Source organism: Pantoea sp. ACRSB (assembly GCF_022346905.1).
Classification (GTDB): Bacteria; Pseudomonadota; Gammaproteobacteria; order Enterobacterales; family Enterobacteriaceae; genus Pantoea; species Pantoea piersonii.
Map to the genome: position 1 here is coordinate 152,735 of NZ_JAKRNL010000005.1, position 21,217 is coordinate 173,951.

Genomic DNA, 21,217 nt, shown 5'->3' on the forward strand with positions numbered 1-21,217 from the left:
ACATTTATTTAGGAGTAATCTTTGAAGAAAGAAAATAACTAACGAAGAGTTGAAAGAAAGCGGCAAAAATTGACAAAAACCGACGTTGCCGCTGCGCTGTGGAATGAGCTATTTGTGGCATTTTTTTACGCAGCTGTAAAAAACGCCCGGTAAAAAGGGCGTTTGAACAGCGGCTGGCAATGTGTCAGCGCGGCCGGCAGGGGCCAATCGTCAAGACGTCCGGCGCGTCCGGCCCCGCCAGCCGCTTGCGGCCTTATTCGCTGACGCGGTAGCGCTCCAGCCAGTGCGCGTAAGGGGCAGGCAGCACCCATGACGGCTGCGGCTTGTCGAGCGCCAGCGCGGCCTGGTAAGGCCAGTGTGGGTTTTTCAGGTGAGCGCGGCCTACCATCACCAGATCAAGCTGACCCTTTTCAACGGTGGCGTTGGCAATAGCTGGCGCATCAATGCCCCATGCGGAAGCGACCGCAATATCAGCCTCGCGGCGTACGCGTTCGGCAATCGGTGCCAGGAACGCGGGGGTGCCCCACGGAATGTTTGCGTCCGGCGTAGAGAAGCCGATGCTGACGCTCAGCAGATCCAGACCGTTGGTGCGCCAGTAGCGCGTCAGGTCGATCGCCTCCGCCAGCGTCTCTTCATCGCGGCCGTCATACTCCAGCACGCCGAAACGGGCGGTCAGCGGCAGATTTTCCGGCCAGACTTCACGTACGGCGTCAAAGGTTTCGCGCAGGAAGCGGCTGCGGCCTGCGGCGTCGCCGCCATACTGGTCGGTACGCTGGTTGGCGTGCACCGAGAAAAAGCTCTGCGCCAGATAGCCGTGAGCGAAGTGCAGCTCCAGCCACTCATAGCCCGCATCGCGCGCGCGGATAGCCGCCTGCACGAAGTCATTGCGGACGCGCGCGATATCGTCGAGCGTCATTGCGCGCGGTACCTGCGGCAGGTTGTTACCGAAGGCGACTGCAGAAGGAGAGAGGGTCTCCCAGCCGCGTCCGTCGTCCGCCGCGATATGGTCGTCGCCTTCCCAGGGTTTGTTAGCGCTCGCTTTACGACCGGCGTGGCCGATCTGGATGCCCGGTACGGCGCCCGCCGCTTTGATCGCCTGCGCGACCTGCGCCAGGCCTTCAGCCTGCGCGTCATTCCATAAGCCAAGGCAGCCGGGAGTGATGCGGCCTTCCGGTGAAACGGCGGTCGCTTCGACGATCACCAGGCCTGCGCCGCCGCGCGCCAGCGCAGCGTAGTGGACGCGATGCCAGTCATTGACCAGGCCCTGTTCAGCGCTGTACTGACACATAGGCGGCACCGCGATGCGGTTGCGCAGCGTAACGTCTTTCAGACGGAATTCAGAAAACAGAGACATAGCACCCTCTTAATCATTGATCAGTTCGATCGCCTGCTTGCCCGCAACGTTACGGCGCAGTTGCGTCGTGAAGGAGCAGCAAGGAACGATTCGCTGTGCAATGTACCCTGAGAGCTTTCGCGCAGCCTACGCTCCCTGTGCTGCCGGACGGACAGTGAGGGAGCGCGACAGGCGGGAAAGGCAGAAAAGCGCCCGCCCGCCTCTGGCTTATTTCGCCAGCGTCGCCTTAATCACGTCCTGCCAGGCCGTGGTGGCGCGGCCGATCAGTTTGCTCAGGCTGCGTGAGTCATCAAACAGCCCGCCCTGCGACGCGCCTTTGTCGGAATCCGCCAGCATCTCCGCCAGGCCATCCGGCAAACCGGCGCCTTTCAGCGCGGCAGCGAACTCGGCGGGGGAAAGATTGACATAGTCCACCTGCTCGCCAGACTGACGCGCAATTTCAGCAGCGAACTCCGCCAGGGTGTAGCTGTCGTCGCCCGCCAGCTCATAGATTTTACCTGCCTGATCGTCGCGGCTAATCACCTCTGCCGCGGCTTCGGCGTAGTCCCGACGCGCCGCCGAGGCGATACGTCCCTCGCCAGCCGACCCGATAAACGCGTGGTGCGTCAGGGCAGGGGCGATGCTGGCCGCATAGTTTTCGGTATACCAGCCGTTGCGCAGCAGCGCGAAGGGAATGCCAGACGCCTGTAACAGCGCCTCGGTGGCGCGGTGTTCGACGCCTAGCCCCAGCGGCGAGCTGTCCGCATGCAGCAGGCTGGTATAGGCGATAAATTTTACGCTGGCCGATTTGGCCGCGTTAATCACCGCCCGGTGCTGTGCTTCGCGCTGGCCTACCTCGCTGCCGGAGATGAGCAGCAGCTTGTCTACGCCGGAAAAGGCTGACATCAGGGTATCGGGCTGGCTGTAATCCGCTTTACGCACCGTCACCCCTTTCGCCGCCAGGTCTGCGGCTTTTTCCGGCGACCGTACGGCAGCGACAATCTGCTCCGCCGGCACTTTTTTCAGTAATGCCTCAATGACCAGACGGCCTAGCTGGCCGGTTGCGCCTGTGACTGCAATCATTTTTCGCTCCTTAGTATTTGTCGTTGTCGAAAGCCAGAGTAGGATAAAGGCTAACTTTTAGTAAGTACTTACAGCTTTGTTAGTTTGAGAGAATTGAATTAAATGTCTGAAAAAATAAGTGAAAAATTTAGCCGCGGTGAGCTGCTGAACGTTAACTGCCCGTCGCGCGAGGTGCTTAAACGCGTTACCAGCCGCTGGAGCGTGCTGATTTTCCTCGCATTGCGTAACGACAGGCTGCGCTTCAGCGAGCTGCGCCGCGCCGTTGGCGGCATCAGCGAGCGTATGCTGGCGCAGACGCTGCGCCATATGGAGGAGGACGGGTTTGTCGAGCGCATCGCCTACAATGTCGTGCCGCCGCATGTGGAGTATTGTCTGACGCCGCTTGGCCGCGAGCTGGAAGGGCAGGTGGTCGGCCTCGCGGACTGGCTGGAACTTAACCTGAACCGGATTCTGGCGCAGCGCGAGAAAGCCTGACGGCGCGCCGCTACGCTACAGCTCGCATTTTGAATCGGCCTTATCCGCTGCAGCCTGCTTTCGCGGCGGGCTTTATCGCAGCGCGGCTTTACATCGTTATCAATACAGCGAGCCGCGCGAGGAGGTTTGCTGACGTTCTGTTCTCCCGTTTCTCTTTCCGCGTCGTGCCCGCAGTCGCTGAACAAAAAAGCGAAAACCAAACGGCTAAAACGAGGCGCGCCAATATCCGCCTGAATAAAAGCGTTGCTGCATCGGTTATTACCGCTGCGTAATGTTAGTTTTTTATTAACAACTTTATCTCATCTTTTTGTGACGGATTAATTAAGCGTGACGGAATAGTGAATAATGGCTGAGTGTCATAAATCACACTTTTTAAACGTAACGCCTTAAAAGCGATTCTTAAGCTTCTAAATGCTTAATTTGCATTAATTAAGGCCTGTACTAAACTGAAGGATTGCCCGTTTTCCTGCTGTGGGTATAGAGAAAATAACACGCCAAAACAGGGCGTTGCGTATGTAAAGAATTGCTATGTGACTTTCGTCACTCCCCTCACATAATCACGCAACAATAAATAACAAAGATGTCACATTAAAGCCTGTGAATTAACCTAAAACCTTGCGTTAAAATAGGTAATTACGGACAAAAACAATGACCAAAATCAAAAAACGCTGTTATAGTTTTCGCATCCCAGACTGTTTCTGTTTGTCAGGCGCGAGTTCCTATAAATTCGCGCCAGCAATAGGCTTAAGCACAGCGTAAATATTAACGCTGTGCTTTGGTTGTTAACTATAAGTAAATATATGGTGTTATATGTGGCAACGAGGTAAGCAATGTTCGGATTAGACGCCTTTCACCTGGCCAGGATACAGTTCGCGTTTACTGTTTCCTTTCATATCCTTTTTCCCGCCATTACCATCGGCCTCGCCAGCTTTCTGGCAGTGCTCGAAGGCATGTGGCTGAAAAGCCGTAACGAAACCTACCGCGATCTCTATCACTTCTGGTCCAAAGTCTTTGCCGTTAACTTTGGTATGGGTGTGGTATCAGGTCTGGTGATGGCCTATCAGTTCGGCACCAACTGGAGCGGCTTCTCGCAGTTTGCGGGCAGTATTACCGGTCCGCTGCTCACTTATGAAGTCCTGACCGCATTCTTCCTGGAAGCGGGCTTCCTCGGCGTGATGCTGTTCGGCTGGAACCGCGTCGGCCCAGGGCTGCACTTCTTCGCGACCTGTATGGTGGCGCTGGGCACCCTGATCTCTACGTTCTGGATCCTCGCCTCTAACAGCTGGATGCATACCCCGCAGGGCTATCTGATCCAGAACGGGATTGTGGTGCCGGAGGACTGGCTGAAAATTATCTTCAACCCGTCGTTCCCTTACCGTCTGTTCCATATGTCGGTCGCCGCCTTCCTTGCCAGCGCCTTCTTTGTCGGCGCGTCCGGCGCATGGCATTTGCTGCGCGGCAACGATAATCCGGCTATCCGCAAGATGTTCTCTATGGCGCTGTGGATGGCGCTGATCGTCGCGCCGATTCAGGCGATGATTGGCGATGCACACGGCCTGAACACCCTTGAGCATCAGCCAGCGAAGATCGCCGCGATTGAGGGACACTGGGAAAACCCGCCGGGCGAAGCGACGCCGCTGATCCTGTTCGGTATCCCGGATATGGATGAGGAGCGCACCAAATATGCGGTGGAGATCCCTTACCTCGGCAGCCTGATTCTGACGCACAGCCTGGATAAGCAGGTGCCAGCGCTGAAGACGTTCCCGAAAGAGGATCGTCCTAACTCGCTGATCATCTTCTGGTCATTCCGCGTGATGGTGGCGATGGGGCTGCTGATGATTACGCTTGGCGTGGTCAGCCTGTGGCTGCGTTATAAAGGGCGTCTTTACCAGTCGCGTCCGTTCCTGTGGTTTGCCTTGCTGATGGGGCCGTCTGGCTTGATCGCGCTGCTGGCGGGCTGGTTCACGACGGAGATTGGCCGTCAGCCCTGGGTGGTTTACGGCGTGCAGCGCACCATTGATGCGGTGTCTGGTCATGGCGATCTGCATATGAGCATCAGCCTGCTGGCCTTTATCCTGGTTTACTCTGCGGTGTTTGGCGTGGGTTATATCTATATGATCCGTCTGATTAAGAAAGGCCCGCTCACCGGCGAAGGCAAGGATGTGCGTCACGGCGGTCCAGGCCATGGCAAAACTCCGGCTCGTCCGCTCTCTGCGGCACATGAAAGTCTGAACGATCCGCAGGAGGGAAAATAAGATGATCGATTTTTCCATTATCTGGTTCGCGATTATTGTTTTCGCCACCCTGATGTATATCGTCATGGACGGTTTCGATCTCGGTATCGGGCTGCTGTTCCCCTTTAATAAGGATGCGGTCGAGCGCGACATGATGGTTAATACCGTCGCGCCGGTATGGGATGGCAACGAGACCTGGCTGGTGCTGGGCGGCGCAGGTCTCTATGGCGCTTTCCCGCTGGCTTATTCCGTGATCGCCGATGCGCTCTCTATTCCGCTGACGGCGATGCTGATTGGCCTGATCTTCCGCGGCGTTGCCTTTGAGTTCCGCTTTAAGGCGACCGAAACGCACCGCGCGTTTTGGGACAAGTCTTTCGTGGCAGGCTCTATCCTGGCGACCTTTAGCCAGGGCGTGGCGGTTGGCGCGATGCTTGACGGCATTCAGGTGACGGGCCGTCATTTCAGCGGTTCCGCAATGGACTGGCTGGCGCCGTTCCCGCTGTTCTGCGGCGTGGGTCTGGTTATCGCCTATGCGCTGCTGGGCTGTACCTGGCTGATTATGAAAACCGAGCATGAGCTGCATCGTAAGATGTCTGCGCTGGCGACGCCGCTGGTGATCGCGCTGCTGGTAGTGGTCGGTATTATCAGCCTGTGGACGCCGTTCAGTCATGATGCTATCGCGCAGCGCTGGTTTACCCGTCCGAACCTTTACTGGTTCCTGCCGGTTCCGGTGCTGGTGCTGCTCTGCTCGTGGGGCATTATTCGCGCCATTAAGCGCGAGGCGCACTATTCGCCGTTCCTGCTGACGCTGGCGCTGATTTTCCTTGGCTTTTCGGGCCTTGGCATTAGCGTATGGCCGAATATTATTCCGCCTTCCGTTACTATCTGGCAGGCAGCGTCTCCGGCGATTAGCCAGGCCTTTATGCTGGTAGGCAGTTTGTTGATTATTCCGATGATTCTTGGCTACACCTTCTGGAGCTATTACGTGTTTCGCGGGAAAGTCAAAGCAGACGAAGGATACCATTGATATGCGAACCGAAGTCGACAGCATGAAAAACCACAATGAAGCCAAAGCCCCGTTGTGGAAACGCATTCTGTGGCTGGTGGTGATCTATGGAGCAAGCGTGCTGGCGCTCGGTGTCGTGGCCATGCTGTTCCGGATGATGATGACCGCAGCAGGTATGCGAAGTCACTAACAGTTTTGGTTGATGTAAAGGCTGGCGTTGCCAGCCTTTTTTTATGCCTTTATATGGGCAGGGATAGGGGTTAGGCCGATGCTGGGGCAGGGCTGGTGCTGACGCCAATGGCATGGGCCGATCGCAAAGTCGCTCAAGGCATCCATGCTCGCTCGGCCCGCGACATCCCTGTCGCGGGACGCTTTGCTCTTCTGCCCATGCCATTAGCGTTTCAGGCATGGGTGCGATTGTCTTTTGTTTAAGGCAGTTCCTTCGCGAGGGCTTTGCTTTTTTGCCTGTGCCATTAGCGTTTCAGGCATGGGTGCGCTTGTCATTTGTTGAAGGCAGTTCCTTCGCGGGGCTTTGCTTTTCTGCCTGTGCCATTAGCGTTTCAGGCATGGGTGCGATTGTCATTTGTTGAAGGCAGTTCTTTCGCGGGGGCTTTGCTTTTTTGCCCATGCTACCCCCCATCGTCACCTGTAACCTGAAGGCTAGCTCCGCTAGCCTTTTTGCTTACCAGGCTAAGCATTAAATGCCTTTTACAGCCGCTTTGCTTGCGCTTTCTTTACCCTTTCTTACATGCGTAAGACGTTTTTGTTATGATTATGTGACTAATCTCGCAATACTTTCTACGATCCTCACAGAAATGCTCAGCCTGAACGTAAAAAAACAGTACATCAGCGATCTGGTTGACTGGATAGAGGCGAATCTGACCGACGATCTCAATATCGATCTGATTACCCTGAAATCCGGCTACTCCAAATGGCACATGCAGCGCATGTTTAAAGAGATGACCGGCCAGACGCTGGCGGCCTATACGCGCAAGCGTCGTTTGACGATGTCCGCTATGGCGCTACGTCTGACCCGCATGCCGCTGATCGATATCGCGGTGCGTTTTGGTTTTGATAACCAGCAGAACTTTACCCGCGTGTTCAAGAATCATTTCTCCCTCACGCCGGGCGCTTTCCGCCGCATACCTGACCTGCAGCTGAAAAGTTTTCACGGGCCTATCTCTATTCATGGCGAAATGATGCAGGCGCAGCTGGTAGAGCGCGATGAGCTACAGCTACGCGGCGAATTGATTGAGTGGGAGTGTAAATTCGGCGACTACGTGCGCGACCATGCGCAGACCGTTGCGCAGCAGGCGCGCAACTTTGTTCGTCTGGCTGGTCAAAAGGTCGATCGCGGCTGGCTCGGCTTTCAGTATGGCCCTGGCAACTCAGCGGAACAGCAGCATATCAGTCTGTTCCAGGCGCTGGAGAGTCAGCACGCCGATATTCTGGGGCCGAATATCGTCAACTGGACGTCGGCGCGCGGCCTTTATGCCACTCTCTCATGGCAAGGCTCGCCGGAACAGCTGACGCGCTTTATCGCCGATCTTTACTACGTGCATCTGCCCGCGCTGGGCGTCGCGCGCCGTCAGGGAAAAGATCTGCTGCGTCTGGATATGAAAGCCTCAACGCCTGATGCGCTGGTGGGTCTCTTCTCTGTGCCTGTCACCCAGAGCTGACAGCAGCTTTTCGTGCGGTGAAACGTGATAAACCGCACGATTTTATAAAACAGAAGCGCTTTCTGGCGTAAAATTCCTGCCTTAACCCAGAAGCTATGCGTATATCGTGCATAAGGCTGGCCGGACTGGATATTCATCTGCCTTTCAGGTTCTTTCCGAACCAGATATAAAACGACGACAATCATGAAACTTTCTTCGCTGTTACTTACTACGGCGCTTGCTGCTTTGCCGCTCTTTGCCAGCGCTCAGATGGCTGAACCCTTTACGCCGCCTGCTGGTCTGCATCCGCATGCCCAGCCGACCCAGCACGAAATCCAGGGCGATAACGCGCTGCCGCAGCATTCGCAGAAGCACTTCAGCTCAGACGCCTTAAACGACAACGTCTGATCGCTGCGCGCGCCGGTTCAGCGCGCCTTCGCTTTACTCTTTCTCCTTTACTTTTCGCATGCAGGCGCTGGCCTGCGTGCCCGTTCGGCTGCGCGGAAATAGCACAATCGATCCTTGCGCGTAAGATATATCATGAGTAATCTGAGCGTCTCAAATGAGAATCATTTCTGACTTTCTTACGCATTGACGTCCGCAGCCGGCGACGCTAACCGGCTTCGTAAAAGGAGAACCTATGCATTCCGACAACAGAGCGTCCAGAAGCCGCGCGCCGCAGCGCGTGCGCAACGAGCTGCGTTTTCGCCATATTACCGTCGCCAGCAAAACGCTGGTTGCGGGTGAATTCTGGCGCGTCACCTTTCACGGCAGCGATCTGGCAGGCTTTAATTCGCCGGGCTTTGACGACCATATCAAGCTCTTTTTCCCGCAGAACAGCGACGACGCTCAGCAACTGCCGCAGATGACTGATGACGGCATCGTCTGGCCGAATGGCGCGCGTCCGCCAGCGCGCGACTATACGCCGCTCGCCTTCGACGGCGAAGCGTCGCTAACGCTCGACTTTTACATCCACGACGGCGGCGTCGCCAGCAACTGGGCGCAGCAGGCGAAAGAGGGCGATCGGCTCATTATGGGCGGCCCGCGTGGTTCGCTGGTGGTGCCGACCGACTACGGTTTTCAGCTCTATGTCTGCGATGAAACTGGCCTGCCTGCCTTTAAGCGCCGTCAGGCGGCTATCGAGGCGCAGGAGCTGCATCTGTTCGCCTGCGTAGATGAAGCGACCGGGCGCGACTATCTGCCCGATTTAACCGGCGTGAATGCCCACTGGCTCGGGAGCGGCGCGGCAGAGGCGAATAAACTCGACGCGCTTATCGCCGCGCTGGATAACATCGCCGTTCCGTCGTCAGATTACTTTATCTGGCTGACCGGCGAAGGCGACTTCGCGAAAGCGCTCGGCGACTATTTTGTCGAGCGTCGCGGCCTGGATGCCACCTTTGTGCGCGCCGTCGCTTACTGGCACGCAAAATAAGCCGCCGCCGCCGCCCGTGTTGAATTTTGCCAGGCGGCGGACTACTATCTCCCTCCCGACAATACTCCCCCTTCAGGCAGGCAATGAAACAGGATCCGGCTTTCTCGTGTCATCAGGATTCCCCCGCGCGCGGTGGCTGCGGCGGTCGCCGTAAACGTCGTGAGAAGATGCTGGATGCCAGCGATATTCGCCTGTTAATGCTGCACTTTCTGGCGCAAAACGATGCGCATGGCTACGAGCTAATCAAATCAATCGAAGAGCTTTCCAAAGGGGAATACTCTCCCAGCCCCGGCATTATTTATCCTAACCTGACGCTGCTGGAGGAGATGGACGCTATCCGCGTAGTGGATTCGCAGGCCTCGCGCAAAGCCTATACGCTGAACGCGGCGGGACGTGCGCTGCTGGCAGAACAGCAGGCATCTGTCGAACATATTATCGAGCGTCTTTCCTCGCTGGCTATCCTGGTCAACAACCGCAGCATTCCTGATGTAGAGCAAGCCATCCATCGGATTCGTTCCGTGTTGAATAACCGCCTGTCGCAGGAAGCTATTACGCCGGAAGCGCTGGAGAATATCGTCGACGCGCTGAATGCGGCGGCGGATAAGATCGCCGCCAGCTAAAGCCTCTTTCTCAGCTTTTCTTCTTATCCACATGTCCCAGTGAACGCTCCGGGAAGCAGACGTCGCGCACGCGCTGCTTTAGCGCCGCCGCGTCTGGAAAGCCGCCGTCGCGCTTACGCTCCCAGAGAATTTCATCATTAATGGTAATCACGAAAACCCCGCCGGTGCCGGGCCGGAGCGTGACTGCCGCCAGATCGTCTGCGAAGGTATGTAAAAGTTCCTGTGCCATCCAGGCGGAGCGCAGCAGCCAGTTACACTGCGTGCAGTAGTGGATAGTGATGGTGGGTTTCTCAGTCATGGCGATTTTCCACAGTGGCAGTAGTCAATGACGTAACGCGCAGATTAGCAAATTGTGCGGTATAAGATACATCTTAACCTGCACCTAGTTGATAATGATTCCCACTTGCATTACAGTCCTTGCGTAATTAATCATAATAAAAACGGTGTTTCTTTTTACGGTTTTTATGTGCGAAACCGTAGTCTGACTACTGATAGCAAGTAAGTGAGCGAATACTAACATTTATAAAGGTATTTGCGCTTATGTCTTTAATGTTTCAGGGATTGACCCAACAGCGGCTTTGCAAAATTGCGCTGCTGGCCTCTTCAGTTCACGTAGCCTGCGGCTATGCCGACAGCGATACGCTTGCCGCTGAAAAAAACAGCAGCGAGCCTGTGATGACCGTTACCGCACCGAAACCTGACGCGGGAAATAAAACCACTCTTACCGCCGATGACCTTCAGAAACGCGGGGCGAACGATTTCGGCTCTATTATGCGTTACGAGCCGTTAATCAGCGCCAACGGAGCGGCAGGCGGCTCTTCAGTAGGTAAAAGCGGCTTCGACCGCGCAGGCTACACTGGCTACAACATTCGCGGTCTGGAGAGCAATCGCGTCGGACTCGACGTTGACGGCATTCCGCTACCGACCGCCACAGGCCGACCCTATGTCAGCCGCGTCGGCAATAACACTTTTGGTATTGGTCGCGGCGACTATATCGATCCCTATATGTTCGGCAGCATAGATATTGAAAAGGGTGCAACGGCGGTCAGCCAGCCTAACACCGCTATCGGCGGTAACGTCTCTTTCCATAACAAAAGCGCCGATGACTACCTGAGCAGCAGCAAACACACCTATTTCGGCTATCAGAGCGGATACGACTCCTCTAACCGTAGCTGGCACAACGGCATCACGGCGGCAGCGGGCGACGACGAGCTGCGCGGGGTGTTCGTCTACAGCCGCCGTGACGGTCAGGAAACCAGAAACAACAGCGGCGTGAAAGCATCTTATCCGGCCAACTGGCACTCTGATGCCTTTATGACCTCAGGCATCTGGCAGCCGAACGATCGGCATAAGCTGAGCGCCACTTTTGACTACTACCAAAAAACTAACCATACCCACTACGATGGCTGGAGCAGTGCCGGCACTGCCGTCTGGGGTACCACGCAGCAGCAGAGCGATACGCGCCGCTTCGGCGTCAGCCTCGGGGATGAATGGACGCCTTACAATGACCTGCTTGATACGCTGACCACGCGACTCTACTGGCAGAAAACCGAGTCGCACGACAACACCTGGATGCCGAGCAGCGCCAGCGCTTATAAAAGGGTCTGGTCGGACTACAACACCGATAGCCTGGGCTTTGACACCCGCGCCACTAAAACCCTGGGCCGTCATGAACTGAGCGCCGGTATTAACGCCCGCGGGGAAAAAACCGAGCGTCCGTTCCGCTCTACCTCAGCCTCGTCGTATGGTAACGCTGGCGCGATTATGCAGCCGCAGGCCGACAGTCGCAGCTATACCGTAGCGGGCTACGTCCAGGACAAAATCAATTTCGACCTCGCCAGCCATAACTTCGCGGTGATCCCCGGCGCGCGCGTGATGTACCAGAACACCAAACCGCGCGACCTCTCCGATCTCGCCTCCGGCAGCAGCGTGCTGGCCGCAGAACAGCTGGAAGCGCTTTACGGCTCCGGCAACAGCGATACTAAGGTATTGCCGTCGCTCACCCTCCAGTACGATCTGACGCCTGCGCTGATTACTTACCTGCAATACAAGCGTGGCGTGCAGTTCCCGACCGCCAGCCAGCTTTACGGCTCATGGAATATGGGCGCCAGCTATGCAGGCACCGCCCAGTATGCCTTGATCGGCAACACGGATCTGAAAACGGAAACCAGCAATAATATTGAATGGGGTCTGAAAGGCCAGGTGACGGAAGGCGTCACGGTGAATACCTCGCTGTTCTACAACCAGTACAAAAACTTTATCGCCTACACGCGCTACACCCGCTCTGGCAACCCTGAAAAATTTGTTAACGTGCCGAGCAATATCTACACCTCTTACCAGGCGGAAAACCGCGATAAAGCCTATATCTACGGCGCCGAACTGACGACCAAAGTTAACTTTGGCACCTGGTTTCAGCCGGTCGACGGGCTGAGCGCCACCTTTGCGCTGGGCTATAACGAAGGGAAGTCAAAATCGAACTACACGGGCGACAAATATGTCGATCTCGACAGCGTCGCGCCGCTGAAGGCGATCGTCGGCCTGGCGTGGGACGATGCGCAGCGCGGCTATGGCGCCGCCGTTACCGCGACCTTTGTTAAAGGCAAGCGCGCCACCGAGACCAACCGCGAAAGCTACAGCAATACAGGTTCGGCGATTACCGACTCCACCAGCGAATATATGCGCGTGCCGGGCTATGGCATGGTGGATGCTACCGCTTACTGGCAGGTTGCGAAAAATGTCCGGCTGAGCGGCGGCGTCTATAACCTGACCGACCGCAAATACTGGGATTACACCAGCAGCCGCCAGCTGACCACCGACACGGCGCAGGATCGCAATGATGTGGCGCTGGCGGTAATGCCGGGCCGTACGTATCAACTGGGCGTTAACGTCGAATTTTAATCACTCGTCCGCCCTGCGCAGGCGCAGGGCGCTTTCTGAAGGGAGCAACGCGCAATGAACCCACTTTGGCAGCAGTACCAGCTAGTGAAAAGCGAACATCCGAAAAAATATGCCCGCGACCTGGCGGCCCTGATGGGCATCAGCGAAGCCGAGCTGTGCCACGCCCGCGTCGGCCATGAGGCGCAGCCGCTGAAGCCGCAGTTTCGCGAGCTAATGCTGGCGCTGGAAGCGGTTGGCGAAACGAAAAATATCACCCGCAATGCTTATGCGGTGCATGAGCACCTTGGCCATTACCAGAACGTCAGGTTGGGCGACCACGCCGGGCTGGTGCTTAATCCACGCGCGCTCGACCTGCGGTTTTTCCCTGACCAGTGGCGCAGCGCTTTCTTTCTGCGCGAGCAGAGCGCGCGCGGCGAGCGGCAAAGTATCCAGATCTTTGACCGTTACGGCGACGCGGTACTGAAAATCTACGCCACCGACCATACCGATATGAACACCTGGCAGGTGCTGATTGCGCGCTTTGTTGATAACGCGCCCGCCGAGCTGAGAGTCGAGGCGGCGGAAGCGGCTAATTTCGCCTGCGATTTCGACGCCGCCGCCCTCGACAGCGAGTGGCGCGCCATGACTGACGTGCACCAGTTTTTCCGGTTGCTGAAACGTCATAACGTTTCACGGCTGCAGGCGTTCCGCGCGGCGGGAGACGATCTGGCGTGGCGCGTGGATAACAACTCGCTGGCGCGTCTGCTGGCGCAGGTGCAGGAGGAGGGGAATGAAATTATGATTTTCGTCGGCAATCGAGGCTGCACGCAAATCTTCACCGGCGCGCTGGAAAAGGTCGTGCCGACAGGAAACTGGCTCAACGTATTCAATTCAAACTTTACGCTGCATCTGATGGCGGATCGCATCCATGAGAGCTGGGTGACGCGCAAACCGAGCGGCGACGGCTTCGTCACCAGCCTGGAGCTGTTCGCCGCCGATGGCACGCAGATCGCGCAGCTCTACGGCCAGCGCAGCGAAGGCACACCGGAGCAGACGCGCTGGCGCGAGCAGGTGACTTCACTGAGCGCGGCGGGAGAGGCGGCATGAAACGGCTGATCCCCTGGCTGCTGTTGCTGGCGCTGCCGACGTTTGCAGCGGAGCGCATTATCTCCATCGGCGGCGACGTCACGCAGATCGTCTATGCGCTGGGGGGCCAGCAGGCGCTGGTGGCGCGCGACAGCACCAGTCAGCATCCGGCGCTGGCGAAGCGGCTGCCGAATATCGGCTATATGCGTCAGCTCAACGCCGAAGGCATTCTGGCGCTAAAGCCGACGCTGGTGCTGAGCAGCGCGCAGGCTAAACCTTCGCTGGCGTTGCAGCAGATCGCCCAGGCGGGCGTAAAGGTGGTGGAAGTCACCGGCGAGAACAGCCTCAAGGCTATCCCTGAAAAAATCACCACCATCGGCAAGGCGTTGCATCGCGATGAGGAGGCGCAGGCGCTGGCGGATCGGGTTAACCGGACGCTGGCGACGCTGCCAAATCAGCCGCTGCCGGTGAGGGTGCTGTTTATTATGACGCACAGCGGCATGAAGTCGCTGGCGGCGGGCAGCGATACCGCCGCCGACGGCGCTATTCGCAGCGCAGGCTTAATCAACGCAATGGGAACGATGCCGCATTATCAGACGCTGTCGCAGGAGGGCATTATCGCCGCCGCGCCGGATCTGGTGGTCATCGGCAGCGACGGGCTAAAAACCTTAGGCGATGAAGAGAAGGTGTGGCGACTGCCTGGCCTGGCGCTGACGCCCGCAGGCCAGCATAAAAACCTGCTGGTGATCGATGAGATGGCATTGCTCGGCTTTGGTCTGGATACGCCGGGCGCGATCGTTAAGCTGCGTAAAGCGGCGGAAGCGGCGCAACATGGCTAACCCGACCGCGTTGCGCTGGCTGGCACTGATGCTGCTTAGCATGCTGGCGGCGATGGCGATAGCGGCGAACCTGGGCGCGATGACACTCTCGCTGCGCGCGCTGTGGCAGGCGCCGCTCAGCGATATGGTCTGGCAGATCTGGCTGAATATTCGCCTGCCGCGCGTGCTGCTGGCGGTGCTGATCGGCATGGCGCTGGCGGTTTCCGGCGCGGTGATGCAGGGGCTGTTTCGCAACCCGCTCGCCGACCCCGGCCTGCTCGGCATCAGCAGCGGCGCGGGGCTGGCAGTAGCCATCGCCATTAGCCTGCCGCTGGCGCTGCCGCCGCTGCTGGCGCTCTGGCTGCCGACCCTGGCGGCCTTTCTCGGTAGCCTGGCGGTGATGGCGCTGATTTTTAGCCTCAGTCGGCTGGCGCTGGGCAATCTGGCGCGTCTGCTGCTGGTGGGCATCGCGATTAACGCGCTGTGCAGCTCGGTGGTGGGGGTGCTCTCCTGGCTGAGCAACGACCAGCAGCTGCGCCAGCTGTCGCTGTGGGGAATGGGCAGCATGAACCAGGCGCAGTGGTCGATGCTGGCGGTGTGTGCCGCCTTTATCCTGCCGTCGCTGCTGCTGACCCTGCTGCGCGCGCGCCATCTCAATCTGCTACAGCTGGGCGAAGAGGATGCCCACTATATGGGGATTGATGTCAGACGCACGCAGCGGCAGCTGCTGGTGCTGAGTGCGCTGCTGGTGGGCGCGGCGGTTTCGGTAAGCGGCATTATCGGCTTCGTCGGCTTAGTGGTGCCGCACATGATGCGCTTTTGTCTCGGCAGCGATCATCGCTGGATGCTGCCAGGTTCGGCGCTGGCGGGCGCCATCCTGCTGCTGCTGGCGGATACGCTGGCGCGCACCATAGTGGTGCCTGCCGAAATGCCGGTGGGCCTGTTGACCAGCCTGCTGGGCGGTCCCTGGTTTCTCTGGCTGATCCTGCGCCAGCAGCGAGGAGTGGAATAGTGGAACAGTTAGAGGCGCGCAACCTGCGCTATTCACGGGGTGGCAGGCTGCTGATCGATTCGCTGGATCTGTCGCTGGTGCCGGGCGAACTGGTGGCGCTGATTGGTCCGAACGGCGCAGGCAAATCGACGCTGCTGCGTATGCTGACCGGCTTTCTGACGCCCGATTACGGCGAGTGTCGGCTGGGCGACAGGTCTTTAGCCGAATGGCCGCGCGCGAGTCTGGCGCAGCGGCGCGCGGTAATGCGCCAGCAGAATCCGGTCGCCTTCTCTTTACCCGCTGCTGCCGTGGTGGCGATGGGCCGCGCGCCCTGGCCTGGCGGGGATACGCAAGCCGTGGTCGAAGAGGTGATGGCGTTGACCGACTGCGGAAAACTGGCCGAACGCGACTATCGACAGCTCTCCGGCGGTGAGCAGCAGCGGGTGCAACTGGCGCGCGTGCTGGCGCAGCTCTGGCAGAACGGCGCGCCGCGCGGCTGGCTGTTTCTGGATGAGCCGACCTCGGCGCTCGATCTCTTCTGGCAGCAGCAGGCGCTGCGCCTGCTGCATCGGCTTTCGCGCCAGAAAGATTTTAGCGTGTGCATTGTGCTGCACGATCTTAACCTCGCCGCGCTCTGGGCCGATCGCATTTTGCTGCTGCATCAGGGCAGGCTGGTGGCGCAGGGATCGGCGCAGGCGGTGATGACCGAAGAGACGCTGACGCGCTGGTATCGGGCAGACCTGCGCGTTTCTCCTGACCCTGAGAGCGGCAGACCAGGCATTCGGCTGCGCGCCTGAAGCCGTTTGGCTTACTATTCATAGCGTTAGCCTTTAACGGCGCGCCGATTTTCGACCATACTTTCTATTCTGAATCCACAAACAGGGAAGCAAAGTATGAACGATGCATTAGATCAGGCCGCCGAACAGCTTGGCGAGCGGCTTCTCTCCTCTGAGTGGCGGTTAGCGACCGCCGAATCCTGCACCGCCGGCTTGATCAGCATGACGCTGGCGAAGGTAGCAAACAGCGGCAACTTCTATACCAGCGGCTTTGTCACCTACAGCGATAATGCGAAAAGCCAGCTGCTGGGCGTGCGGCCGGAGACCCTTGAAGAGCATACCGCCGTCAGCGAACAGACCGCGCGCGAGATGGCGATCGGCGCGCGCGAACGTTCCGGCGAGCCGGTCAGCCTGTCGATTACCGGCTATGCCGGGCCAGACGGCGGCGAAGACGGCACGCCAGCGGGTACTATCTGGTTTGGCTGGGCGCTGCCTGACGGCAGCGTGGTGGCAGAGATGCGGCGCTTCGAGGGCGAGCCGAAATCGGTGATGGAGCAGGGCGCGCAGTTTGCGCTGGAGCGCCTTGCGGTGCTGCTGCGCGACGCCGCCCTGCATCAGAACGCTTAACGACAGTCAACGATCAGGCGGCCGCGCACCTTGCCGTCCAGCAGATCCTGCGCGCCCTGTTTCGCTTCGCTGAGCGGTATTAGCGTAGTGAGCTGCGTCAGAATATCGTCACTCAGCAGTTCCCCGAGCCGCTGCCACGCCTGCTGGCGCAGCGGTTTCGGGCACATTACGCTGTCGACGCCGGTCAGCGTCACGCCGCGCAGAATAAAGGGCGCGACGCTGGCGGGCAGATCCAGGCCCTGCGCCATGCCGCAGGCGGCAACCACGCCGTCCCGCTGGGTTGACGCCAGCACGTTGCTCAGCGTATGGCTGCCAACGCTGTCGATGGCGGCCGCCCAGCGCTCTTTCGCCAGCGGTTTCCCTGGCTGCGACAGCTCGCTGCGCTCGATAACTGAACGCGCGCCGAGGGTGTCGATCAGATAGCCCTCATCGCTGGCGCGTCCGCTGGCGGCAATCACCTCAAATCCCAGGCGTGCCAGCAGGTTAACGCTGAAGCTGCCGACGCCGCCGCTGGCGCCGGTGACCAGCACCGGGCCGCGATCGGGCGTGACGCCCTGTTTCTCCAGCGCCATCACGCACAGCATCGCGGTCAAACCCGCGGTACCAATCGCCATGGTTTGCAGCGGACTCAGAGTGGCAGGCACCTCCACCAGCCAGTCGCCAGGAACGCTCGCCTTCTGCGCCAGGCCGCCCCACTGTTTCTCGCCGACGCCCCAGCCGGTCAGCAGCGCCACATCGTCCAGCTGCCACTCCGCATGGCGGCTGGCGGTAACGCGGCCGACGAAATCGATGCCCGGCACCATAGGGAACTGCCGCACAATCGGCCCCTTATTACAGATGGCCAGCGCGTCTTTATAGTTCAGCGTGGACCAGGCGACATCGAGGGTGACGTCATGGTCGGGCAGCTGGGATTCGTTGAGATCTTTCAGGTTAGTGCGGTAGCCTTGCTCATCATTTTCAATGACTAATGCTTTAAACATGCAGCCTCCGGCAATAGGAAATATGCCGGTCAGTCTACTCCTCTGCGGCGGGAAGAGGTAGAGAAGGGGCACATGATGCCTGGACGCGCCGGCAGTTGCATAACATTTCATAAAGTTAAGATAATTAAGCAATTATCTGTAGGGGTTCTGATTTGACCCTTTAATTATCATCTGTTTAGCTTATGTTAGTCAGCAAGGTTATTTACTTTTGCCGGGTTGTCCTCGCGCGAGAAAAATGACATTATTGCGCCCTCTTTTCCGCTTACTCGTGAGGATGTCGTTATGGTCGGAACAATGCGCAACCGCACTTGCCTCCGCTCGCGTTACCCTGCGCGTAAGGCGATCTCCTCTGCTATCTTCGCTCAGCATTTCCCGCTCACCATGCGGTGAGGCCAGCTAAACGTTCGCTGTTGGGCATGCGTAAAGACAGACGCGCTCTGGCTTTACTGATGTCTATCGGGTGCGGCTTTACCTTTTGCTCCGCCTCCGCCTGACGTTATTCGCCGGGGAATCTTCCCCATTGCTGTGCCTCTGGCACCCACTCATCCTTCACCGTTGGGGATTTGTGTTATGACACCACTGAAAATTGCCGCCAGCGCTGCTGTGGCTCCCAGCCTTACCCTGAATACCGGGCGTGACGTAGTGACGCTGGACAATACCGATTTTACCGACGTGGCGGCAGTGGTCGTCTCGCTGGCCGATACGCGCAGCGGCGTGCTGGCGCTGTTGCGCCATACCGGCTTCAACCTGCCGGTATTTGTCGCCAACGCCTGGGAAGAGGAGGTGCTGCACCTGCCGGGCGTGACCGGCGAGCTGGACGGCTCTGCGGAAGCCTGGGCGGCGCTGGAAACGGCCGCGGCGGAGTATGAGGCGAACCTGCTGCCGCCGTTTTTCGACACGCTGATGCGCTACGTCGATATGCAGAACAGCACCTTCGCCTGTCCGGGACACCAGGGCGGGGCGTTTTTCAAAAAGCATCCGGCGGGGCGGCAGTTTTTCGACTTTTACGGGGAGAATCTCTTTCGTTCCGATATGTGCAACGCCGACGTCAAGCTGGGCGATTTGCTTATCCACGAAGGCTCGGCGAAAGATGCGCAGAAGTTTGCGGCGAAAGTGTTTAATGCGGATAAAACCTACTTTGTGCTTAACGGCACCTCCAGCGCTAATAAAGTGGTAACCAACGCGCTGCTGACGCGCGGCGATCTGGTGCTGTTCGACCGCAATAACCATAAATCGAACCATCACGGCGCGCTGATTCAGGCGGGCGCGACGCCGGTCTATCTGGAGGCGGCGCGTAATCCCTTCGGCTTTATCGGCGGCATCGACGCGCACTGCTTCGACGAGGCCTGGCTGCGCGAGCAGATCAAAGAGGTCGCGCCGCAGCGCGCCGGGGAAGCGCGTCCGTTCCGTCTGGCGATTATTCAGCTCGGCACCTACGACGGTACGGTCTATAACGCGCGGCAGGTGGTGGATCGCATCGGACACCTCTGCGACTACATTCTCTTCGACTCGGCGTGGCTCGGCTATGAGCAGTTTATTCCGGTGATGGCGGGCACTTCGCCATTGACGCTGGAGCTGACCGAGAACGATCCGGGCATTTTCGTCACCCAGTCGGTGCATAAGCAGCTGGCAGGCTTTTCGCAGACCTCGCAGATCCATAAAAAAGATAACCATATTCGCGGCCAGAAGCGCTTTTGCCCGCATAAGCGGCTAAATAACGCCTTTATGCTGCACGCCTCTACCAGCCCGTTTTACCCGCTCTTCGCCGCGCTGGACGTAAATGCCAAAATGCATCAGGGCGATGCGGGCCGTCAGCTGTGGCAGTCGTGCGTGACGCTCGGCATCGAGGCGCGCAAGGCTATCCTTGAACGCTGCGAAATGATCCTGCCGTTTGTGCCGGAGCAGGTAAACGGCGAACGCTGGCAGGATGCGCCGACGGAAAGCATCGCCAGCGACAGCCGCTACTTCAGCTTTGAGCCGGAGGCGCAATGGCACGGCTTTGCCGGTTACGCGCAGGATCAGTATCTGGTCGATCCCTGCAAGCTGCTGCTGACGACGCCGGGCATCGACGCGGCGAGCGGGGAGTACGCCGACTTTGGCATTCCCGCCACCATTCTGGCGAACTATCTGCGCGAGAACGGCATCGTGCCGGAGAAGTGCGATCTTAACTCTATCCTGTTTCTGCTGACGCCAGCGGAGAGCCCGGAGAAGATGGCGCATCTGGTAGCGATGCTGGCGCAGTTTGAACAGCATGTCCGAGAGGATGCGCCGCTGGCGGAGGTGCTGCCGACGATTTATCGCAAGAATCAGGCGCGCTACAAGGGCTATACCCTGCGTCAGCTCTGCCAGGAGATGCACGATCTCTATGTCAGCTTCGGCGTTAAGGATCTGCAAAAGGCGATGTTCCGGCAGAAAAATTTCCCGGCGGTGAAGGTGAATCCGCAGGATGCGCATCAGGCTTATATTCGCGGCGACGTCGAGCTGGTGCCGATCGCGAAAGCCGAAGGGCGTATCGCCGCCGAAGGGGCGCTGCCTTATCCTCCTGGCGTGCTCTGCGTGGTGCCGGGCGAAGTCTGGGGCGGCGCGGTGCAGCGCTATTTCCTGGCGCTGGAGGAGGGCATCAACCAGCTGCCGGGCTTCTCGCCGGAGCTGCAGGGCGTTTATACCGAGGATGACGGGCAGGGACGCAAGCAGCTGGTAGCGAATATGATGGTGGGATAGTGTCCGGGAGTTTCGCTCGCACGACAGGCGGGGGGCTTTGGTGCAGGTTTCGTTCGCTTAACAGCGGGGGAGCCTCAGCGCAGGTTTCGTTCGCCCGACAGCCGGGCAGTTTCATTTCGCCCTCTGCGGGCGACCGAGCAGGGCCGCAAGGCGTCGGCCCTGCACCCGCGCCCTGGGCCAGCTCCGCCGCCCGCTGCGCGGGTTCCTTCGCTTCGTCAGGATTTCTGACGGACCGGCTGGATTCGCCATCCCTGGCTCATGCCAGCCTCTTCGCGGCATCCCTGCCGCTCGTCCTGAAATCCCTCCTCCGCTCAGCGGCTGCGATGGCCCCCACAACCCTCGCTGCAAGTTCTGTGTTTTTATCGACGGCCTTATGGCTGTAAGCGCGATCAGACAATGCAATCGTTTATAAAAAAAAAGAGCTCACAGGCGAGGGTGTGACAGAGGCATCCGACGCGCTGAGGCGCGCGGCGGCGAGGACGGAGAGTCCTGATTCCAGAA

20 protein-coding genes are annotated in these 21,217 nt (G+C 58.6%); 15 read left to right on the forward strand and 5 right to left on the reverse strand.

Annotated features, from left to right (window positions below; genetic code table 11):
* Positions 1 to 253 precede the first annotated feature (253 nt).
* Together MHZ89_RS15970 and MHZ89_RS15975 are read right to left on the reverse strand one after the other, a co-directional pair.
* Positions 254 to 1,354 carry an NADH:flavin oxidoreductase/NADH oxidase gene (locus tag MHZ89_RS15970; RefSeq protein WP_311783837.1) on the reverse strand — a complete coding sequence of 367 codons (1,101 nt, stop codon included), beginning with the start codon at positions 1,352 to 1,354 and terminating at the stop codon, positions 254 to 256.
* Positions 1,355 to 1,561: 207 nt separating this feature from the next.
* The gene (locus MHZ89_RS15975) at positions 1,562 to 2,416 is read right to left on the reverse strand and encodes an SDR family oxidoreductase (RefSeq protein ID WP_311783838.1); all 855 of its coding nucleotides are present in this window, start codon (positions 2,414 to 2,416) and stop codon (positions 1,562 to 1,564) included.
* Positions 2,417 to 2,518: 102 nt separating this feature from the next.
* Between MHZ89_RS15975 and MHZ89_RS15980 the strand changes: the two genes are divergently transcribed.
* From MHZ89_RS15980 to MHZ89_RS15995, 4 genes are all read left to right on the forward strand, one after another.
* A complete protein-coding gene (locus MHZ89_RS15980; RefSeq protein WP_311783839.1) occupies positions 2,519 to 2,890 on the forward strand; it encodes a helix-turn-helix domain-containing protein in 372 nt (123 codons plus the stop codon).
* A gap of 830 nt (positions 2,891 to 3,720) precedes the next feature.
* Positions 3,721 to 5,145 carry a cytochrome ubiquinol oxidase subunit I gene (locus MHZ89_RS15985; RefSeq protein WP_126690292.1) on the forward strand — a complete coding sequence of 475 codons (1,425 nt, stop codon included), beginning with the start codon at positions 3,721 to 3,723 and terminating at the stop codon, positions 5,143 to 5,145.
* Position 5,146: 1 nt separating this feature from the next.
* Positions 5,147 to 6,151: a cytochrome d ubiquinol oxidase subunit II gene (gene cydB, locus MHZ89_RS15990; RefSeq protein WP_120454654.1), complete on the forward strand. Its 1,005-nt coding sequence runs from the start codon at positions 5,147 to 5,149 to the stop codon at positions 6,149 to 6,151.
* A 1-nt stretch (position 6,152) separates the two neighbouring features.
* Positions 6,153 to 6,320: a DUF2474 domain-containing protein gene (locus MHZ89_RS15995; RefSeq protein ID WP_120454651.1), complete on the forward strand. Its 168-nt coding sequence runs from the start codon at positions 6,153 to 6,155 to the stop codon at positions 6,318 to 6,320.
* A 291-nt stretch (positions 6,321 to 6,611) separates the two neighbouring features.
* Here the strand turns inward: MHZ89_RS15995 and MHZ89_RS16000 are convergent, their stop codons facing one another.
* A complete protein-coding gene (locus MHZ89_RS16000; RefSeq protein WP_311783840.1) occupies positions 6,612 to 6,758 on the reverse strand; it encodes a hypothetical protein in 147 nt (48 codons plus the stop codon).
* Positions 6,759 to 6,945: 187 nt separating this feature from the next.
* On the opposite strand from MHZ89_RS16000, the gene MHZ89_RS16005 reads away from it, so the two are divergent.
* The 4 genes from MHZ89_RS16005 to MHZ89_RS16020 all read left to right on the forward strand — a co-directional run bounded on the left by MHZ89_RS16005 (position 6,946) and on the right by MHZ89_RS16020 (position 9,840).
* Positions 6,946 to 7,809 carry a helix-turn-helix domain-containing protein gene (locus MHZ89_RS16005; protein ID WP_311783841.1) on the forward strand — a complete coding sequence of 288 codons (864 nt, stop codon included), beginning with the start codon at positions 6,946 to 6,948 and terminating at the stop codon, positions 7,807 to 7,809.
* A gap of 183 nt (positions 7,810 to 7,992) precedes the next feature.
* On the forward strand, positions 7,993 to 8,196 hold the full coding sequence (locus tag MHZ89_RS16010) for a hypothetical protein (protein ID WP_311783842.1): 204 nt from the start codon (positions 7,993 to 7,995) through the stop codon (positions 8,194 to 8,196).
* 232 nt (positions 8,197 to 8,428) lie between these two features.
* A complete protein-coding gene (locus tag MHZ89_RS16015; RefSeq protein ID WP_311783843.1) occupies positions 8,429 to 9,220 on the forward strand; it encodes a siderophore-interacting protein in 792 nt (263 codons plus the stop codon).
* 83 nt (positions 9,221 to 9,303) lie between these two features.
* On the forward strand, positions 9,304 to 9,840 hold the full coding sequence (locus MHZ89_RS16020; protein WP_311783844.1) for a PadR family transcriptional regulator: 537 nt from the start codon (positions 9,304 to 9,306) through the stop codon (positions 9,838 to 9,840).
* A gap of 10 nt (positions 9,841 to 9,850) precedes the next feature.
* On the opposite strand, the gene MHZ89_RS16025 is transcribed toward MHZ89_RS16020, so the two are convergent.
* Positions 9,851 to 10,138: a SelT/SelW/SelH family protein gene (locus MHZ89_RS16025; protein WP_311783845.1), complete on the reverse strand. Its 288-nt coding sequence runs from the start codon at positions 10,136 to 10,138 to the stop codon at positions 9,851 to 9,853.
* Positions 10,139 to 10,380: 242 nt separating this feature from the next.
* On the opposite strand from MHZ89_RS16025, the gene MHZ89_RS16030 reads away from it, so the two are divergent.
* The 6 genes from MHZ89_RS16030 to MHZ89_RS16055 all read left to right on the forward strand — a co-directional run bounded on the left by MHZ89_RS16030 (position 10,381) and on the right by MHZ89_RS16055 (position 17,015).
* Complete coding sequence (locus tag MHZ89_RS16030; RefSeq protein WP_311783846.1) at positions 10,381 to 12,738, forward strand: TonB-dependent receptor domain-containing protein; 2,358 nt, start codon at positions 10,381 to 10,383, stop codon at positions 12,736 to 12,738.
* 54 nt (positions 12,739 to 12,792) lie between these two features.
* The gene (locus tag MHZ89_RS16035) at positions 12,793 to 13,824 is read left to right on the forward strand and encodes a ChuX/HutX family heme-like substrate-binding protein (protein WP_311783847.1); all 1,032 of its coding nucleotides are present in this window, start codon (positions 12,793 to 12,795) and stop codon (positions 13,822 to 13,824) included.
* Positions 13,821 to 14,642 (forward strand): hemin ABC transporter substrate-binding protein, encoded by an 822-nt coding sequence (locus tag MHZ89_RS16040; protein WP_311783848.1) that lies wholly within the window; start codon positions 13,821 to 13,823, stop codon positions 14,640 to 14,642. The genes MHZ89_RS16035 and MHZ89_RS16040 overlap by 4 nt, the downstream gene beginning before the upstream one ends.
* Complete coding sequence (locus MHZ89_RS16045) at positions 14,635 to 15,633, forward strand: iron ABC transporter permease (protein WP_311783849.1); 999 nt, start codon at positions 14,635 to 14,637, stop codon at positions 15,631 to 15,633. Before MHZ89_RS16040 ends, MHZ89_RS16045 begins: the two co-directional genes overlap by 8 nt.
* Positions 15,633 to 16,409 carry a heme ABC transporter ATP-binding protein gene (locus MHZ89_RS16050; RefSeq protein WP_409373294.1) on the forward strand — a complete coding sequence of 259 codons (777 nt, stop codon included), beginning with the start codon at positions 15,633 to 15,635 and terminating at the stop codon, positions 16,407 to 16,409. Before MHZ89_RS16045 ends, MHZ89_RS16050 begins: the two co-directional genes overlap by 1 nt.
* A gap of 96 nt (positions 16,410 to 16,505) precedes the next feature.
* On the forward strand, positions 16,506 to 17,015 hold the full coding sequence (locus MHZ89_RS16055) for a CinA family protein (RefSeq protein ID WP_311783850.1): 510 nt from the start codon (positions 16,506 to 16,508) through the stop codon (positions 17,013 to 17,015).
* Here the strand turns inward: MHZ89_RS16055 and MHZ89_RS16060 are convergent.
* Positions 17,012 to 17,995 (reverse strand): MDR family oxidoreductase, encoded by a 984-nt coding sequence (locus MHZ89_RS16060; protein WP_311783851.1) that lies wholly within the window; start codon positions 17,993 to 17,995, stop codon positions 17,012 to 17,014. The genes MHZ89_RS16055 and MHZ89_RS16060 overlap by 4 nt on opposite strands.
* 570 nt (positions 17,996 to 18,565) lie before the next feature.
* Between MHZ89_RS16060 and MHZ89_RS16065 the strand changes: the two genes are divergently transcribed.
* Complete coding sequence (locus tag MHZ89_RS16065; RefSeq protein ID WP_311783852.1) at positions 18,566 to 20,716, forward strand: ornithine decarboxylase; 2,151 nt, start codon at positions 18,566 to 18,568, stop codon at positions 20,714 to 20,716.
* The last annotated feature ends 501 nt before the right edge of the window (positions 20,717 to 21,217 follow it).

Excerpts from the sequence above, each read along its gene's own strand:
- MHZ89_RS16020 (WP_311783844.1), top strand. The coding sequence starts at position 9,304 with ATGAAACAGGATCCGGCTTTCTCGTGTCATCAGGATTCCCCCGCGCGC.
- MHZ89_RS16030 (WP_311783846.1), top strand. The coding sequence starts at position 10,381 with ATGTCTTTAATGTTTCAGGGATTGACCCAACAGCGGCTTTGCAAAATT.
- MHZ89_RS16040 (WP_311783848.1), top strand. The coding sequence starts at position 13,821 with ATGAAACGGCTGATCCCCTGGCTGCTGTTGCTGGCGCTGCCGACGTTT.
- MHZ89_RS15980 (WP_311783839.1), top strand. The coding sequence starts at position 2,519 with ATGTCTGAAAAAATAAGTGAAAAATTTAGCCGCGGTGAGCTGCTGAAC.
- MHZ89_RS16060 (WP_311783851.1), bottom strand. The coding sequence starts at position 17,995 with ATGTTTAAAGCATTAGTCATTGAAAATGATGAGCAAGGCTACCGCACT.
- MHZ89_RS16035 (WP_311783847.1), top strand. The coding sequence starts at position 12,793 with ATGAACCCACTTTGGCAGCAGTACCAGCTAGTGAAAAGCGAACATCCG.
- MHZ89_RS16045 (WP_311783849.1), top strand. The coding sequence starts at position 14,635 with ATGGCTAACCCGACCGCGTTGCGCTGGCTGGCACTGATGCTGCTTAGC.
- MHZ89_RS15985 (WP_126690292.1), top strand. The coding sequence starts at position 3,721 with ATGTTCGGATTAGACGCCTTTCACCTGGCCAGGATACAGTTCGCGTTT.
- MHZ89_RS15995 (WP_120454651.1), top strand. The coding sequence starts at position 6,153 with ATGCGAACCGAAGTCGACAGCATGAAAAACCACAATGAAGCCAAAGCC.
- MHZ89_RS16005 (WP_311783841.1), top strand. The coding sequence starts at position 6,946 with ATGCTCAGCCTGAACGTAAAAAAACAGTACATCAGCGATCTGGTTGAC.
- MHZ89_RS16010 (WP_311783842.1), top strand. The coding sequence starts at position 7,993 with ATGAAACTTTCTTCGCTGTTACTTACTACGGCGCTTGCTGCTTTGCCG.
- MHZ89_RS16065 (WP_311783852.1), top strand. The coding sequence starts at position 18,566 with ATGACACCACTGAAAATTGCCGCCAGCGCTGCTGTGGCTCCCAGCCTT.
- MHZ89_RS16025 (WP_311783845.1), bottom strand. The coding sequence starts at position 10,138 with ATGACTGAGAAACCCACCATCACTATCCACTACTGCACGCAGTGTAAC.
- MHZ89_RS15975 (WP_311783838.1), bottom strand. The coding sequence starts at position 2,416 with ATGATTGCAGTCACAGGCGCAACCGGCCAGCTAGGCCGTCTGGTCATT.
- MHZ89_RS15970 (WP_311783837.1), bottom strand. The coding sequence starts at position 1,354 with ATGTCTCTGTTTTCTGAATTCCGTCTGAAAGACGTTACGCTGCGCAAC.
- cydB (WP_120454654.1), top strand. The coding sequence starts at position 5,147 with ATGATCGATTTTTCCATTATCTGGTTCGCGATTATTGTTTTCGCCACC.
- MHZ89_RS16000 (WP_311783840.1), bottom strand. The coding sequence starts at position 6,758 with ATGGGCAAAAAAGCAAAGCCCCCGCGAAAGAACTGCCTTCAACAAATG.
- MHZ89_RS16015 (WP_311783843.1), top strand. The coding sequence starts at position 8,429 with ATGCATTCCGACAACAGAGCGTCCAGAAGCCGCGCGCCGCAGCGCGTG.
- MHZ89_RS16055 (WP_311783850.1), top strand. The coding sequence starts at position 16,506 with ATGAACGATGCATTAGATCAGGCCGCCGAACAGCTTGGCGAGCGGCTT.